Genomic DNA, 15,477 nt, shown 5'->3' with positions numbered 1-15,477 from the left:
CAGTATAATTTATTAGCATATGTTCTTATATCGGAGGTGTATAATCATGAAAAGAACTTATCAACCAAATAAACGTAAACGTAGTAAAACTCATGGTTTCCGTGCTCGTATGGCCACACACGGCGGACGTAAAGTTTTAGCAAGACGTCGTAGTAAAGGTAGAGAACGATTAGCAGTATAAAGACCACTGAAACTAAAACAGTGGTCTTTTTGATAATCGTCAACCGTGAAATTGGTGAAACGAATGAAAAAAAAGTATATCATTAAGAAAAATTATTATATACATAAGATTATTCTAGATAAGAGATCAGTTGCAAATAAGTATTTTATTGTTTATAAAAAACAAAATAATATGGAACACTTCCGTTTTGTTGTGTCGATAGGAAAAAAAATCGGCAATGCTGTTGTTCGAAATAAAATAAAAAGACAAATAAAAGACATAATTTATCAAAAAAAGAGTGAAATTATTGAAAATTATGATATATTGATAATAGTTAGACCTAGTGTCAATAATCTAAAATATTTAGAAATACAAAAGCAATTATTAAATGTGTTTAGTAAATCGAAATTAATTAAAGAGTGAGGTTTAATATATGAAGAAGTTATTTACTAGAATCCTATTACTTTCTTTTTCTTTCATGATGATAATTAATTTATCAGGATGTGCAAAAGTATATAAAGGTAAAAATATGAAAGAGATTTACCCTTTAAATTATGATTATTTTTGGGATCGAGTTTTTGTTCAACCAATTGCTTGGTTATTAGACTTTATAACAGATAATACAGGATCTTTTGCCCTTGCAATACTATTAACAACAATTATTGTTAGAACGATTTTATTCCCAATTTATACTAAGTCTAATGATACATCTCTTAAAATGCAAGCTATTCAACCAGAAATCAAAAAACTTAATGAAAAATATGCTGGTAAAACAGATCCAGAGTCTCGTAATAAACAACAAATTGAAATGATGAAACTTTATAAAGATAATAATGTTAATATGCTTGCAGGTTGTGTCATGCCATTTTTACAAATGCCAATATTCTTGGCAATGTATAATGCCGTTGTTAAAGTTCCTGTAACATTTGGTTATACAGCAAGTAGATTAAGTTTCTTGGGTCTTGATTTATCAAAACCAGGTCCATTCTATTTTTTACCAATATTAGTTGCAACCTCAGCTGTCTTACTTCAATTTATCTCAATGTATGGATTAACAGCTGAAGCTAAAAGTAATCCTACGATGAAGATGATGATGTGGTTAATGCCTGGTATGATGTTTGTATTTTCTTTTTCTCAAGCATCAGCACTATCAGTCTATTGGATTGTAGGTAACATTTACTCAACATTACAAATAATTTTGGTTAAAAAACCATTTAAAAAAAATAAAGATAATGATGTAATAGAAGCGAAATATACAGAAGTTAAATCTTCGAAATCTAATAAAAAATAATTTTAAATAAACCATTAAGAAAGTGGGGTACAAATAATGAGAAAAAAGATAATTGAAGGTAAAAATATCGAGGAAGTTAAAAATAAAGCGATTGAAATCTTTAAAGTACCTGAAGAAAAATTGATAATTGATGTTACTAATGAGAAAAAAGGCTTTTTTGGAATAGGATCTTCAATTACTGCTTCAGTTTCTCTTAATGTAAATCCAACTGAAGAAGGACTTAAGTACCTAAAAGAAGTTATCAAAGAGATGGGTATAGATGCAAAAATCGAAATGATAACTAATAAAAATCAAGTAAAGTATAATATTTATAGTGATAATAATCCATTACTTATTGGACGAGAAGGTAGTACAATCGATGCACTTCAATTCGTTACTAGACATGTGATTAGTCGATATTCTGATGAAAGAATTATATCTGTTGTAGATGTTGGCGGCTATAAACAAAAACGTAAAATGCAGTTAGAAATTATCGCAACAAAAGTTGCTAAAGAAGTTGCAAGAACTAAAATTGAAGTTAAATTAGATCCGATGAATTCGTATGAACGGAGAATCATTCATACAAAATTATCAGAGTGGCGAGATGTATATACTGAATCAGTTGGAGAAGAACCACATCGTTCTTTAATAATTAAACCTAAAAGAAGATAATTAAAAACTGCATCTAAGATGATGCAGTTTTATTTTTAAATAAAATCAATAAAAATACACGATACTATAAAAAAAAGAAGGTGAAATAATGTTTGATGATACAATTATTGCGATATCAACTGCTTTAGGAGAGGGTGCTATATCAATTATTAGGTTAAGTGGTAAACAAGCAATAGAAATTGTCAATCAGGTATATAAGGGTAAGAATTTATGTACAGTAAAATCTCATACGATAAATTATGGACATATTATCAACCCCGAAGATCAATCTGTTATTGATGAAGTTTTAGTATCTGTGATGAAAGCTCCAAGAACATATACAACAGAAGATATTGTTGAAATTAATTGTCATGGAGGTGTATTTGTCACAAATAAAATACTTGAAATATTATTGACACAGGGAACTAGGTTAGCAGAACCAGGAGAATTTACTAAAAGAGCATTTTTAAATAAAAGAATTGATTTAGCACAAGCAGAATCTGTGATGGATTTAATTAACGCAAAAACTGAAGAATCTTTGAATATTGCTGTTAATGGTTTAGATGGTCAAGTATCTGATTTAATAAAAAAATTGCGAGAAGAAATATTAACAGTTATCGCAAATATTGAAGTAAATATTGATTATCCAGAATATGATGATGCGGTTGTTGTTTCTAATCAAATTTTAAAACCAAAAATAAATCAAGTCATTACTGAAATGAATGATATTTTAGATATTGCTAAAACTGGAAAAATAATTCGTGATGGAATTAAAACAGTCATTGTTGGAAGACCTAATGTTGGTAAATCAAGTTTATTAAACAAATTAATGCGAGAAGAAAAAGCCATTGTGACAGAAGTTGCTGGAACTACTCGAGATTTAATAGAGGGATATATAAATATTGGTGGTATTACATTAAACTTAATTGATACTGCGGGTGTTAGAGAAACAAAAGATATCGTTGAGGCTATTGGTGTAGAAAGAACGCGTAAAGTAATTTATGAAGCAGAATTAATACTATTAGTGTTAAATAATAGTGAAAGTCTAACAGAAGATGATATTGATTTACTACAATTAACAAAACATAAAAAAAGAATTATTATTATAAATAAAGTTGATTTAGTTTCTAAAATTGATAAGAGTAAATTAAATCATTATATTGAAACATCGATGTTAAATGATAAAGGAATTAGGTTAATTGAAAAAGAAATAATTAAATTATTTGAATTAGGTGATATTAAGAATAAAGATATGACTTATTTATCAAATAGTAGACATATTGCGAAATTAAAAAATGCTCGAAAATCGTTAGTTGATGCACTACAATCAATTGATGATGAAATGCCAGTTGATATGATTGAAATTGATGTAAAAGAAGCATGGGTTTATTTAGGTGAAATATTAGGAGAAGAAGTAGGGGATAGTTTGATTAATGAATTATTTAGTAAGTTTTGTTTAGGTAAATAGACGATGTATTAACTAGTAAAAGAAATAATAGAACAAACAATTTAAGTAAATGGTTGACATTTCAAAAAAAATAGTGTATATATTATCTATATATTAAATAGCATTGATGAGGAGAGTATCTTTTAATGGTCGATACAGCAAAGTCGGGATGATGAGAGCCGATTACAGATTTAAAAGAGAAGAACACCTCGGAGTTTCTTATCGAAATTTTTTAAGAGTAGAATAAGACGGAAGTCCTACCGTTAAAAAGGAATACCTAAGAGGTCTATAAGACAAACAGGGTGGTACCGCGGATAACAGTCATTCGTCCCTTACACGATTGGCTGTTTTTTTGTTTTTCATAATATCATAACTAGACTATTTATCCGGTTTTGATAGTAAGTATAAAATTAAAAGGTGGTGATGTTTTGGGAGTTGATATGATTATCGTAATTAGCTTATTAAGCTTTCTTTGTTTATTAAATCTTTATATTGTCATAAAATTCTTTTTGATAAAAGAAAATGATGAGCAATTTATAAAAGAGATGAATGATTTTAAATTTCATCAACAAACACAGTTTTTGAATATTCAAAAATCATTATCTGAAGATTTTTCAAATTTAAGAGAAAATATAGTGATAAATATAAATAGATATAATGAACAAACTATTAAAGAATTTTTATCATTACATAATAAGATGAACACTGATTTATATGGATTTAAAGATCAACTACAAAAAGAAATGTATCAATTATTTGAAAATTTAAATCGTAATATTTCAGATAGTTTAGATCAAATTAATAATAAAGTTGAGTTAAGATTAAATGAAGGGTTTGAAAAGACGACAAAAACCTTCAATAATATTTTAGAACGAATTAGTAAAATAGATGAAGCCCAAAGAAAAATTGAGAGTCTTTCCACGAATATTATTTCCTTACAAGAAGTATTAACAGATAAAAAATCAAGAGGAACTTTTGGGGAAATACAATTAAAACAAATATTAATTTCAACATTTGGGGAGCATAATTCTAAAGTTTATGAATTACAAAAAAAATTAAGTAATGGTAAAATTACCGATGCTATTCTATATACACCAGAACCACTCGGAAATATATGTATTGACTCAAAATTCCCTCTAGAAAATTATAAAAAAATGATGGATAATAATTTGAGTCTAGAAGAAAAAAATGAGAATAAAAAAAGATTTAAACAAGATGTAAAAAAACATATTGATGATATTAAAAATAAATATATTATTTATAATGAAACATCAGATTCAGCGATCATGTTTATTCCAGCTGAAGCAATATTTGCTGAAATTAATGCCTATCATTCAGATTTAATTAACTATTCACAAAAAGCGCATGTATGGATTGCATCTCCCACAACATTAATGTTTCTATTAACAACAGTCCAAGTGATTCTACAAAATATTGAACGTGATAAATATTCAGCGATTATTCATGAAGAATTGAATAAATTAGGTACAGAGTTTAAAAGATATAAGGATAGATGGGATAAACTTTCAAGAAGCATAGATCAAGTTTCAAAAAACGTTAAAGATTTACATACAACATCTCATAAAATAGAAAAACATTTTGACTCGATATCTAAAGCAGATATTGAAGTTAAGCTTGATGAGTTATCATATACTAAATTAAACGAGGAGGAAGAAAATGAAACAAATAGTCGTAAGACAGTTACATCGAGATATTGAAAAATATCAAGATTCAACGATTGAATTATCAGGATGGATAAGAAACAACAGAGCTCAAAAACAATTTGGATTTTTAATGGTGAATGATGGAACCTTCTTTGAAACTGTTCAAATTGTATATGAACAATCTTTAGAAAACTTTAAAGATATCCAAAAATTCCGTGTGGGAGCTGCGGTAAAAGTAATAGGACAAATTGTTCTAACCCCACAAGCTAAACAACCATTTGAAATTAAAGCAACGAAAGTATTCTTAGAAGGAGATAGTTTAGAAGATTATCCGATTCAGCCTAAACGCCATTCAAAAGAGTTTTTAAGAGAAGTAGCTCATTTAAGACCACGTACGAATCTGTTTAGTGCAGTTTTTAGAGTGCGATCTATCACTGCTCATGCAATTCATACTTTCTTTCAAGATAAAGGTTTTATCTATATGCACTCTCCATTAATTACAGCATCTGATGCTGAAGGAGCAGGAGAAACATTTGCTGTAACGAATTTAGATATGAAACAACTCCCTCTTGATGAAAATAAAGAAGTAGATTTTAAACAAGATTTCTTTGGAAAATCTACAAATTTAACGGTAACAGGACAATTAGAGGCAGAAGCATTTGCTTTGGCTTTTAGAGATGTTTATACATTTGGTCCTACCTTCCGAGCTGAAAATTCTAATACTTATAAGCATGCAGCTGAATTCTGGATGATAGAACCAGAAATTGCGTTTGCAGATTTAGATGATGATATGAACCTAGCAGAAGATATGGTAAAATATATTATTCAATATGTTTTAGAGAAAGCACCTGAAGAAATGAAGTTTTTTAATCAATTTGTTCAAAAAGGATTATTAAATCGTTTGAATACATTATTAAAAAGCAAGTTCCATCGTTGTGAATATACAGAAGCTATCGAAATTCTAAAAAAAGCAAAGATAAATTTTGAAAATGAAGTAAAATGGGGAATAGATTTAGCAAGTGAGCATGAGCGTTATTTAACTGATGAATATTTTAAAGCCCCTGTATTTATTGTAAATTATCCAAAAGATATTAAGGCTTTTTATATGCGTTTAAATGATGATTTAAAAACAGTGGCTGCATGTGATCTTTTAGTTCCAGGTGTAGGAGAACTAATTGGCGGGTCTCAACGTGAAGAACGATATGATGTACTAGTAAAACGAATGGATGAAATTGGGATTCCTAAAGCAGAACTAGATTGGTATTTAGACTTACGTAAATATGGTGGTGTTAAGCATGCAGGTTATGGTTTAGGATTTGAACGTATGTTAATGTATCTAACAGGTATTGAAAATATTCGTGATGTCATTCCATTTCCAAGAACTCCGAATAATTGTGAATTTTAAAACCGCATACTTTGCGGTTTTTTTCTTTAACTGAATTTTAATTAATGATAATACATTAGTTGAGAATAATATAAAAATAGTGAGTAAATTCAATATAAAATTTATGTTTTTAATGTAGTAATTATTTTACAATAAAACTAAATCGTGTTAGAATAATTAAATGTTGGAAATGGTGATATAAAAATACCAATTATGGTAAAATAATATTATATGATAATAAATAAGTTTAATATTATAAAGGAGGAACATGAGTTTATGTATGATATCATCGTAATAGGTGGCGGTCATGCTGGATGTGAAGCATCCCTAGCCCCAGCTAGAATGGGGTTAAAGACCTTATTAATCACAGGTAACATATCTAAAATTGCTCATATGCCATGTAATCCTTCAATAGGAGGTCCTGCAAAAGGGATTGTTGTAAGAGAAATTGATGCTTTAGGTGGCGAAATGGGAAGAAATACAGATAAGTCACATATTCAAATGCGTCTACTAAATACAGGAAAAGGTCCGGGTGTACAAGCATTAAGAGCTCAAGCTGACAAAGTAGATTACCCTAAAAACATGCAAGAAACATTGCTAAATCAAGAAAATTTAACGATATTAGAAGATATGGTAGATGATTTGATTGTTGAGGATAATGTTATAAAAGGAATTGTATTAGAAAATAATAAGAAGTATCTCGCAAAAGCAGTAATTCTTACCGCAGGTACCTATATGCAGTCAAAAATTATGCTTAGTAGTGAAATTTGGTCAAGTGGTCCAGATGATGAAAAACCATCACTTGGGTTGTCAGATAACTTAAGAAGATTGGGCTTTAAAACAATGAGATTGAAGACTGGAACCCCTCCAAGAGTCGCTATTGATAGTGTTAATTATGAAAAAACAGAAATACAACCAGGTGATATGGAATACCATGCATTTAGTTTTGATACGACTGATTATAAACCACTTGAAGCCCAAGTACCTTGTTATTTAACTTATACAAATTTAGATACACATGAAATTATTTTAAGTAATCTTAATAAATCATCAATGTATGGTGCGATTGAAAAAATTGAAAGTAAAGGACCACGTTATTGTCCTTCAATTGAAGATAAAATCGTACGTTTTAATGATAAACCACGTCATCAAATCTTTCTAGAACCAGAAAGTTTGCACATTCCAGAAATATATGTTCAAGGATTTTCAACAAGTTTGCCTAAAGAAGTTCAAGATGAAATGATACACACAATTCCAGGGTTAGAAAATTGTAAGATTGTTCGTTATGCTTATGCAATTGAGTATGACGCAATCGATCCAACACAATTATGGCCTACATTAGAATCAAAATTGATCAAAGGGTTTTATTTTGCTGGTCAAGTCAATGGAACAAGTGGGTATGAAGAAGCTGCAGGACAAGGTATTATGGCTGGAATCAATGCCACATTAAAAATTCAAGGGAAAGAACCATTTGTTTTAAAACGAAATGAAGCATATATTGGTGTAATGATTGATGACCTTGTTACTAAAGGAACGCATGAGCCATATCGTTTATTGACTTCTCGTGCTGAGTATCGATTACTTTTGAGACATGATAATGCTGATATACGTTTACGTGAGTATGGATATCAAATGGGTCTAATTGATGAAAACAGATATTTAAAATTCAAACAAAAATTAACACATATTGAAACAGAAAAAAAACGACTAGATAGTTTAAAAATTAATCCAACACAAGTAGTAAATGATTATTTAATTGGTATTAATTCAGCACCTTTAAAAGATGGGATTACACCATTGAATTTATTAAAACGACCAGAGATTAAATATCAACATCTTATGTCGTTGTTAAATGAACGTTCAACCCTTTCGAAAGAAGAAATCCAACAAATAGAAATACAAGTCAAATATGCTGGTTATATTCGCAAGATGTCAGCACAAGTTGAAAAAATGAATAAATTAGAACAAAGAATCATACCACAATTGATTGATTATCATAAAATACCAAACTTAGCTATAGAAGCAAAACAAAAATTAAATAAAATTCGACCGCTTACGATAGGACAAGCACAAAGAATTTCAGGTGTAAATCCAAGTGACATCTCAATTTTAATGGTTTATTTAGAGACCTATAACCGAAGAAGTAAGGAGAACATTGATGAATGAAAAAGAATTTATTCAGGATTTAAAGAAACATAATGTTGAAATCGATGAGAAACAACTTTCTTTATTCAAACAATATTATGAAATATTAGTTGAGTATAATCAAAAAATGAATTTAACCTCAATTACAGATAAGGATGAGGTGTATTTAAAACATTTTTATGATTCATTATCATTATTGTTTTATTGTTCTATAGAAGAAAATTTTAAATTATGTGATGTCGGTGCAGGAGCTGGGTTCCCAAGTATACCATTAAAAATAGTAAGACCTGATTTAAAAATAACAATTGTTGATTCTTTGGGGAAACGAATTCAGTTTTTGAATCATTTAATCAAAAAACTTGATTTAAATGAAGTCAACATGGTTCATAGTCGGGCAGAAGAATTTTCTGTCAACAATAGAGAAAGTTATGATATTGTAACCGGAAGGGCTGTAGCTAGACTTAATATTCTTTCAGAATTATGTGTTCCACTAGTAAGAGAGAATGGTAAATTTATTGCAATGAAGGGGCAGACAGGTCATGAGGAGTTGCAAGAAGCTAAAAATGCAATAAAAACTTTAGGGTGTGAACTAAAAGCAGTTCATGAGTTTTCTCTTCCATTAAATGGAGGTTCACGAAACATCCTAATCTTTACAAAAAAACATAAAACTCCTAATAAATATCCCCGAAACTATAGTCAAATTAAAAACAAACCATTATAATAAATGTAAGGTGGTGTTATTTTGGCTTATTTATATGAAGATAAAGAATTAGTTTATGAAAAACAGATGATGGTATTAAAGAAAAGAATAGTTTTAGTAAATTTAACGATGTTTGTGTCAAATTTTATTGCGACGTTAATTTTATTATTTAATCGGATGCCATTCATAAATTTTTTGAACTTAGTTTTACCTGTGTTTGTACTTAACCTAATTATTTCATATGCGATATTAATTAATAAGGATAGTCATGAGCAATTATATTTAGCAATGTACATATCCATAATTGGTACAATCGTTGTTATGATTAATATATTTATTAATGTACAGAATCCTGCAACGTATATGTTAATTTACTTAGGTATTGCGATTATTGGTGTATTTAAAGACAAAAAGGCAGTAGGTTTAGGTTATTTAATCATTTTTGTTTTTGGTACAATTATTAATTTTAAATATGATGAAGCGATAGTTAATTATAATAACGCAAATTATTTAATTAATAATTTAACACCTTATTTATATGAAAGTATTTTAGTACTTATTTTATTAGTACAAGCAGCTAGAGCTTTTTATAATGAAAAAGAAATTGATGATTTATATGATCAATTAGATATTCAAAAAGAAGTTGAATTAAAGTATCATAAAACAATTTTTGATCTATTAGGTAAAAATCAAGAATTAATCACATATACTGATCAATATGTAAATGATGAAACAAAAGAAAGATTATTTAATTATGTGGATTTAATCAATGAATCATTTTATATTAAAGAAGATTTAAAAGAAAAAATTGAACGATATTTAAATTTACAAAAACATCGAAGCCCTCATAAAATACTAGGTAAAAGCTTAGGAAGTTACCAATTAAAAAAAGAAATAAGTCATTTTGAAGAAATGTCTACCTATAAATTAACTAAATTAATTAGTTTAGTTTTATCTATAACTTATAAAAATTCAAAAAGAAATCAAATAAATGATATAAAAAATTACGATTTATTATTTATGAACCCTGATATGTCTATTGAAACTCAAATTTTAGGTATTATCTTTTTATATGAACATTTAAGAAATGATAAGCCATATATTCATCAATTAAGTCATGATCAGATTCTAGCCTATTTCAAATCTAATGAAGCCAAAGAAATATTTGGTAAGGAAATATTAGAGTTCTTTATTACTAATGAAGAAATAATTAAAAATATTTATGAGAATAAGAAAATTAATGATGAAGAAGATGAATATAATAATAGCATGTAAAAATTTGACATATAGAACATAATTCATTATTTTTCGACAAAAAAATATTCGTATAATAATAATAGTAACTCAAATTCATTTGGGGAGATGAGAACATGAATATATTTTCAAATAATAAAGAGAAAATAGTTCACATTAAATTAACACAAATAATTACTAATGAAAATCAGCCAAGAACAATATTTGATGTAGATAAAATTCAAGAATTAGCTGCTTCAATTAAAATCCACGGTGTTTTACAGCCAATTATTGTAAGAACTATCAATAACCAATATGAAATAATAGCTGGAGAAAGACGATACCGGGCATGTGTTTCGTTAAATTTAGAAACAATACCAGCAATTATAAAAGATTTAAATGAAGAAGATGCAGCATCTGTTGCTTTAATAGAAAATATTCAAAGAGAAGATTTAACTGCGATTGAAGAAGCGAAAGCATATAAAGTTTTAATGGAAGTTAATCAATTAAAACAAGAGAATTTAGCCAATCAATTAGGGAAGTCACAATCTACGATTGCGAATAAAATTAGGTTGTTAAAATTACCAGTTAAGATTCAAAAATGTATTTTAAATAAACAGATAACAGAGCGTCATGCACGGGCTTTATTAATGTTAAAAGAAGAAGATAAACAATATCAAGTGTTGAATAAAATTATTGATAAACAATTAACTGTAAAAGAAACAGAAAATTGTATAAAGAAAATATTAAATATAGAAAATAAACCTAAAGGTAAAATCATAAGTAAAGTATCGAAAGATGCTAGAATAGCGATTAATACAATTAATCACGCTATATTTATGATTAAAGAACAATCAGGAATTGAATTAGAAACTAATCATTTAGAAGATGAAGAATTTTACATTTACCAAATAAAGATTCCAAAAACCAAGTAAATTATCCACAGTTTATAAAAGTTTTCCACAAAAAGTGGATAACTTTTTGTTTTTCTACTATCTTTTTACCATTATCTGTGATAAAATATTAATATAATATTGATAAAAGGAGCATAAAAATGGGTAAAATAATTGCGATTGCTAATCAAAAAGGTGGGGTAGGAAAGACAACAACAAGTATTAATTTGGCAGCAAGTTTAAACCGTCTGGGAGATAAAGTATTAATTATTGATATAGATCCTCAAGGAAATGCCACAACTGGTATTGGAATAAATCGTGGGGAACTAAAAAAAAGTGTATATGATATATTAATTGACCAAATTGATGCAGATGATCTTATTATTAAGACAAGAACAAGCAATTTAGATATTATTCCATCTACTATGGATTTAGCTGGTGCTGAAGTACAATTAGTTGGCATTCAAAGTAGAGAGTATCGCCTAAGTAATGCGATTAGAAAATATAAAGAACAATATGATTATATTATTATTGATTGTCCACCTTCTTTAGGACTTTTAACAATTAATGCACTTACTGCTGCTGATTCTGTTATTATCACTGTTCAATGTGAATATTATGCTTTAGAAGGACTAACACAATTATTAAATACTATTAGAATTACACAAAAATATCTTAATAGTAATTTAGCATTAGAAGGTGTTTTATTAACGATGTTTGATGCAAGAACTAATTTAGGGATTGAAGTAACTAAAGAAGTAAAAACATTTTTCCGTGAAAAAGTGTATTCTACCATTATCCCACGTAATGTGCACTTGGCAGAATCACCATCGCACGGACTTCCAATTATTGATTATGCACCAAATTCTAAAGGGGCTAAAGTCTATTTAAAGTTAGCAGAGGAAGTGAAGAAGTATAATGAGTAGTCGTTTAGGTAAAGGACTAGATGCGTTATTTAAAGATAATTTAAATTTTGATGAAGAAAGACAAGATAATGAACAAATAAATGAAGTTCCATTAAAAGATTTAAAAAGGAATCCTTTTCAACCAAGAAAAATATTCGATGAAGAAAAAATTGAAGAATTAGCGCAATCAATTAAAGAACATGGTGTATTTCAACCAATTATCATCACAAAAATTAAAGATGGTATAGGTTATTATATTGTTGCTGGTGAACGAAGATATAAAGCTTGTTGTAAGTTAGGTTTAAAGACAATACCGGCTATTATTCGTGAAATAAACAGACAAATCATGGCTGAAATTGCACTATTAGAGAATTTACAAAGAGAAGATTTAACAGTTGTTGAAGAAGCTTTAGCATATAAAATGTTAATTGATGAATATTCTTTAACACAACAAGAAGTTGCTGAAAGAATAGGGAAAAGTAGAGCACATATTACAAATGTATTACGTGTATTAAATTTATCTGAAGATATTCAAAATATGCTTAATGAAGGATCTATTGATTTTGGACACGCTAAGGTATTAGCTGGTTTAAATGATGAGAAACAAATATTAGATTTAGCTAATAAAATTAAAGAAGAAAATCTTTCAGTTCGTGCGTTAGAACAATTAATTAAAGAAGATAATAAATCAGAAAATCAAATAAAAAAACCTAAAAAAGTAGAAAGAGATGTCAATTTAATTTATCTTGAAGAGCAATTAATGAATAAATTTGGAACATCAATCAAAATCCTCTCTAAAGAAATGGGAGGAAAACTGGTTATTGATTTTAGCAATTCAGAAGATTTAAATCGAATTCTAAAAGTCATGACTTTAGATGAAATCGCAAATTTAGTTGATTAGTGAGGTGTAAAAATGCAAGATAAATCATTTAATTTAAATGATATTGTCGTCATGAAAAAAGCACATCCCTGTGGTGAAAACAAGTGGCAAATCATCCGCATGGGTGCTGATATTAGAATAAAATGTTTAAAATGTGGTAGAAGTATTTTAATGCCACGTACAGAATTTGAAAGAAAGCTTAAAAAAGTCACTAATATTTCTGAGACAGGTAAGTAACTTGTCTCTTTTGTATGAATGGAGGTTAAATATGATAAAAAAATTCATAAGTTATTACAAGAATCATATGGTATTATTTATTCTTGATATGTTTGCAGCATTATTAATTGCAGGTTTAGATTTATTGTTTCCTGCAGTTACAAGAAAATTAATCGATGATTACATTCCTGATAAAAACATGAGAATGATGTTGACTGTTGCTTCTATTTTACTAGCACTTTATTTGTTTAAGGTTATATTACAAGTAATCGTCAATTATTGGGGTCATATTATGGGGACACGTATTGAATATGATATGCGTAATGATCTTTTTAAAAAAATAGAAACACTAAATTTTTCATATTTTGATGATAATAAAACAGGGATGATTATGAACCGATTAGTTGCTGATATTAGGGATGTTGGGGAAATGGCACATCATGTTCCTGAAGATATTTTTATTTCCATAATAATGCTTATTGGTTCATTAACAATTTTATTTACGTATGATTATCGTTTGTTTTTAGTTGCTTTAACTTATGTTGTTATATTGATAGTCTTTTCTATTATAAGAAGAAAAGCAATGTTAAATGGATTTAGAAAAGTACGTGTTGAACATGCTGAAATTAATTCTCAGATTGAAAGTTCAATTGGTGGAATTAGATTATCACAATCATTTACAAATGAATTGTATGAATATGATAAATTTAATAAAAACAATGCCAAGTATCGTGATAGTTGGAGTGGGGCTTATAAGGCAATGACAATTTTCATAACGGGTAATGATTTTATTATAAACCTTTTCAATTTATCCTTTCTATTAATTGGAGGATATTTATTATATACAGGTAATATATTAGATGGTATTTTAATTGCTTCTATCTTATATATTAATAATACAATTCAACCGATTAGACGTTTAATGAATTCAATTCAACAAATTCAAACTGGACTTGCTGGTATTGAAAGATTTTATGAAATTATGAACATGGAACCTGTTATACAAAATCCCCTTAATCCAGTAATATTAAAAGATCCAAAAGGTGTTATTGAGTTCAAAAATGTTAGTTTTAAGTATACTAATCATGAAAAATATGTGATAAAAAATTTTAATTTATCTATTCAAAAAGGTGAAAGTATCGGTTTAGTAGGAGAAACAGGTGTTGGTAAATCAACCATTTCTCAATTAATCCCAAGATTTTATGATGTGACTGAAGGTGAAATACTAGTAGATGGTATTAATATTAAAAACTATGATTTAAATACTTTAAGAAAAGCGATTGGTCATGTTCAACAAGATGTTTATATTTTTTATGGAACAATAAAAGAAAATATTATGTATGGTAATCCCTCAGCAACAATGGAAGAAGTAATTGAAGCTGCTAAAAAAGCAAGAATTCATGAGTTTATCATTTCTTTAGAAAAGGGTTATGATACAATAACAGGTGAACGTGGTGTTAAATTATCTGGGGGACAAAAACAAAGAATATCAATTGCTCGTGTATTCTTAAAAAATCCTCCAATACTTATACTTGATGAAGCAACATCTTCATTAGATACAATCACTGAAAGAAAAATTCAAGAAGCACTTGAGGAATTATCATTGGAAAGAACTTGTATAATTATTGCTCATCGTTTATCTACCCTAAAAAATGTGAATGAAATCATCGTGTTGGATGATAAAGGTATATCTGAAAGAGGAACACATCAAAAACTAGTTAGTAGGAATGGATACTATGCTGATTTATATAAAGCTATCTCATAAAAGATATTTACAAACGATTTTTGATTTATTAGTTATAATTGTCAACAATAGTCAAAAAAAGTATCATTTAATTTGAATAAAATAGACATTTGAGATTATAATAGTTGTATTAAGAATATTATAGCGAACAGATGAGTTTGCTCCTTGTTAAAAAAAATTTATAA

General features: G+C 28.1%; 15 protein-coding genes and 1 other annotated feature. All 15 genes read left to right on the top strand.

Annotated features, from left to right (window positions below; translation table 11 throughout):
- The first annotated feature begins 46 nt into the window (after positions 1-46).
- Positions 47-181: a 50S ribosomal protein L34 gene (gene rpmH / locus KHQ81_13825; GenBank protein QVK17891.1), complete on the top strand. Its 135-nt coding sequence runs from the start codon at positions 47-49 to the stop codon at positions 179-181.
- A 63-nt stretch (positions 182-244) separates the two neighbouring features.
- Complete coding sequence (rnpA, locus tag KHQ81_13820) at positions 245-583, top strand: ribonuclease P protein component (GenBank protein ID QVK17890.1); 339 nt, start codon at positions 245-247, stop codon at positions 581-583.
- Between the two features lie 10 nt (positions 584-593).
- Entirely contained in the window at positions 594-1,451 is an 858-nt protein-coding gene (locus KHQ81_13815; GenBank protein QVK17889.1) for a YidC/Oxa1 family membrane protein insertase, read from the top strand.
- A gap of 36 nt (positions 1,452-1,487) precedes the next feature.
- Positions 1,488-2,102, top strand: coding sequence for a KH domain-containing protein (locus tag KHQ81_13810; protein ID QVK17888.1), 615 nt, complete (start codon positions 1,488-1,490; stop codon positions 2,100-2,102).
- 88 nt (positions 2,103-2,190) lie between these two features.
- Positions 2,191-3,549: a tRNA uridine-5-carboxymethylaminomethyl(34) synthesis GTPase MnmE gene (gene mnmE, locus KHQ81_13805; GenBank protein QVK17887.1), complete on the top strand. Its 1,359-nt coding sequence runs from the start codon at positions 2,191-2,193 to the stop codon at positions 3,547-3,549.
- Between the two features lie 94 nt (positions 3,550-3,643).
- Positions 3,644-3,864: a binding site (T-box leader), on the top strand.
- Positions 3,865-3,968: 104 nt separating this feature from the next.
- A complete protein-coding gene (locus KHQ81_13800) occupies positions 3,969-5,246 on the top strand; it encodes a DNA recombination protein RmuC (protein QVK19649.1) in 1,278 nt (425 codons plus the stop codon).
- Complete coding sequence (gene asnS / locus KHQ81_13795) at positions 5,206-6,597, top strand: asparagine--tRNA ligase (protein ID QVK17886.1); 1,392 nt, start codon at positions 5,206-5,208, stop codon at positions 6,595-6,597. Before KHQ81_13800 ends, asnS begins: the two co-directional genes overlap by 41 nt.
- Positions 6,598-6,852: 255 nt before the next feature.
- A complete protein-coding gene (gene mnmG, locus KHQ81_13790) occupies positions 6,853-8,742 on the top strand; it encodes a tRNA uridine-5-carboxymethylaminomethyl(34) synthesis enzyme MnmG (GenBank protein QVK17885.1) in 1,890 nt (629 codons plus the stop codon).
- Positions 8,735-9,442: a 16S rRNA (guanine(527)-N(7))-methyltransferase RsmG gene (gene rsmG, locus KHQ81_13785; GenBank protein ID QVK17884.1), complete on the top strand. Its 708-nt coding sequence runs from the start codon at positions 8,735-8,737 to the stop codon at positions 9,440-9,442. The genes mnmG and rsmG overlap by 8 nt, the downstream gene beginning before the upstream one ends.
- A 21-nt stretch (positions 9,443-9,463) precedes the next feature.
- The gene (locus KHQ81_13780) at positions 9,464-10,696 is read left to right on the top strand and encodes a hypothetical protein (GenBank protein ID QVK17883.1); all 1,233 of its coding nucleotides are present in this window, start codon (positions 9,464-9,466) and stop codon (positions 10,694-10,696) included.
- A 95-nt stretch (positions 10,697-10,791) separates the two neighbouring features.
- Positions 10,792-11,589 carry a nucleoid occlusion protein gene (noc, locus tag KHQ81_13775; GenBank protein QVK17882.1) on the top strand — a complete coding sequence of 266 codons (798 nt, stop codon included), beginning with the start codon at positions 10,792-10,794 and terminating at the stop codon, positions 11,587-11,589.
- A gap of 119 nt (positions 11,590-11,708) precedes the next feature.
- Positions 11,709-12,473 carry a ParA family protein gene (locus KHQ81_13770; protein ID QVK17881.1) on the top strand — a complete coding sequence of 255 codons (765 nt, stop codon included), beginning with the start codon at positions 11,709-11,711 and terminating at the stop codon, positions 12,471-12,473.
- On the top strand, positions 12,466-13,353 hold the full coding sequence (locus tag KHQ81_13765; GenBank protein ID QVK17880.1) for a ParB/RepB/Spo0J family partition protein: 888 nt from the start codon (positions 12,466-12,468) through the stop codon (positions 13,351-13,353). Before KHQ81_13770 ends, KHQ81_13765 begins: the two co-directional genes overlap by 8 nt.
- Positions 13,354-13,365: 12 nt before the next feature.
- Entirely contained in the window at positions 13,366-13,569 is a 204-nt protein-coding gene (locus KHQ81_13760; GenBank protein QVK17879.1) for a DUF951 domain-containing protein, read from the top strand.
- A gap of 31 nt (positions 13,570-13,600) precedes the next feature.
- Positions 13,601-15,313: an ABC transporter ATP-binding protein gene (locus KHQ81_13755; GenBank protein QVK17878.1), complete on the top strand. Its 1,713-nt coding sequence runs from the start codon at positions 13,601-13,603 to the stop codon at positions 15,311-15,313.
- Positions 15,314-15,477: the final 164 nt, after the last annotated feature.

It is taken from the genome of Mycoplasmatota bacterium, assembly GCA_018394295.1.
Lineage (GTDB): Bacteria > Bacillota_I > Bacilli_A > Haloplasmatales > Haloplasmataceae > JAENYC01.
The sequence above is the reverse complement of the archived record's forward strand: the minus strand, read 5'-3'. Positions and strand labels throughout refer to the sequence as shown.

Bases quoted from the DNA above. Each gene is read 5' to 3' on its own strand.
- rnpA (QVK17890.1), top strand. From the start codon at position 245: ATGAAAAAAAAGTATATCATTAAGAAAAATTATTATATACATAAGATT.
- KHQ81_13760 (QVK17879.1), top strand. From the start codon at position 13,366: ATGCAAGATAAATCATTTAATTTAAATGATATTGTCGTCATGAAAAAA.
- rsmG (QVK17884.1), top strand. From the start codon at position 8,735: ATGAATGAAAAAGAATTTATTCAGGATTTAAAGAAACATAATGTTGAA.
- rpmH (QVK17891.1), top strand. From the start codon at position 47: ATGAAAAGAACTTATCAACCAAATAAACGTAAACGTAGTAAAACTCAT.
- noc (QVK17882.1), top strand. From the start codon at position 10,792: ATGAATATATTTTCAAATAATAAAGAGAAAATAGTTCACATTAAATTA.
- KHQ81_13755 (QVK17878.1), top strand. From the start codon at position 13,601: ATGATAAAAAAATTCATAAGTTATTACAAGAATCATATGGTATTATTT.
- mnmE (QVK17887.1), top strand. From the start codon at position 2,191: ATGTTTGATGATACAATTATTGCGATATCAACTGCTTTAGGAGAGGGT.
- KHQ81_13765 (QVK17880.1), top strand. From the start codon at position 12,466: ATGAGTAGTCGTTTAGGTAAAGGACTAGATGCGTTATTTAAAGATAAT.
- mnmG (QVK17885.1), top strand. From the start codon at position 6,853: ATGTATGATATCATCGTAATAGGTGGCGGTCATGCTGGATGTGAAGCA.
- KHQ81_13810 (QVK17888.1), top strand. From the start codon at position 1,488: ATGAGAAAAAAGATAATTGAAGGTAAAAATATCGAGGAAGTTAAAAAT.
- KHQ81_13770 (QVK17881.1), top strand. From the start codon at position 11,709: ATGGGTAAAATAATTGCGATTGCTAATCAAAAAGGTGGGGTAGGAAAG.
- KHQ81_13815 (QVK17889.1), top strand. From the start codon at position 594: ATGAAGAAGTTATTTACTAGAATCCTATTACTTTCTTTTTCTTTCATG.
- KHQ81_13800 (QVK19649.1), top strand. From the start codon at position 3,969: ATGATTATCGTAATTAGCTTATTAAGCTTTCTTTGTTTATTAAATCTT.
- asnS (QVK17886.1), top strand. From the start codon at position 5,206: ATGAAACAAATAGTCGTAAGACAGTTACATCGAGATATTGAAAAATAT.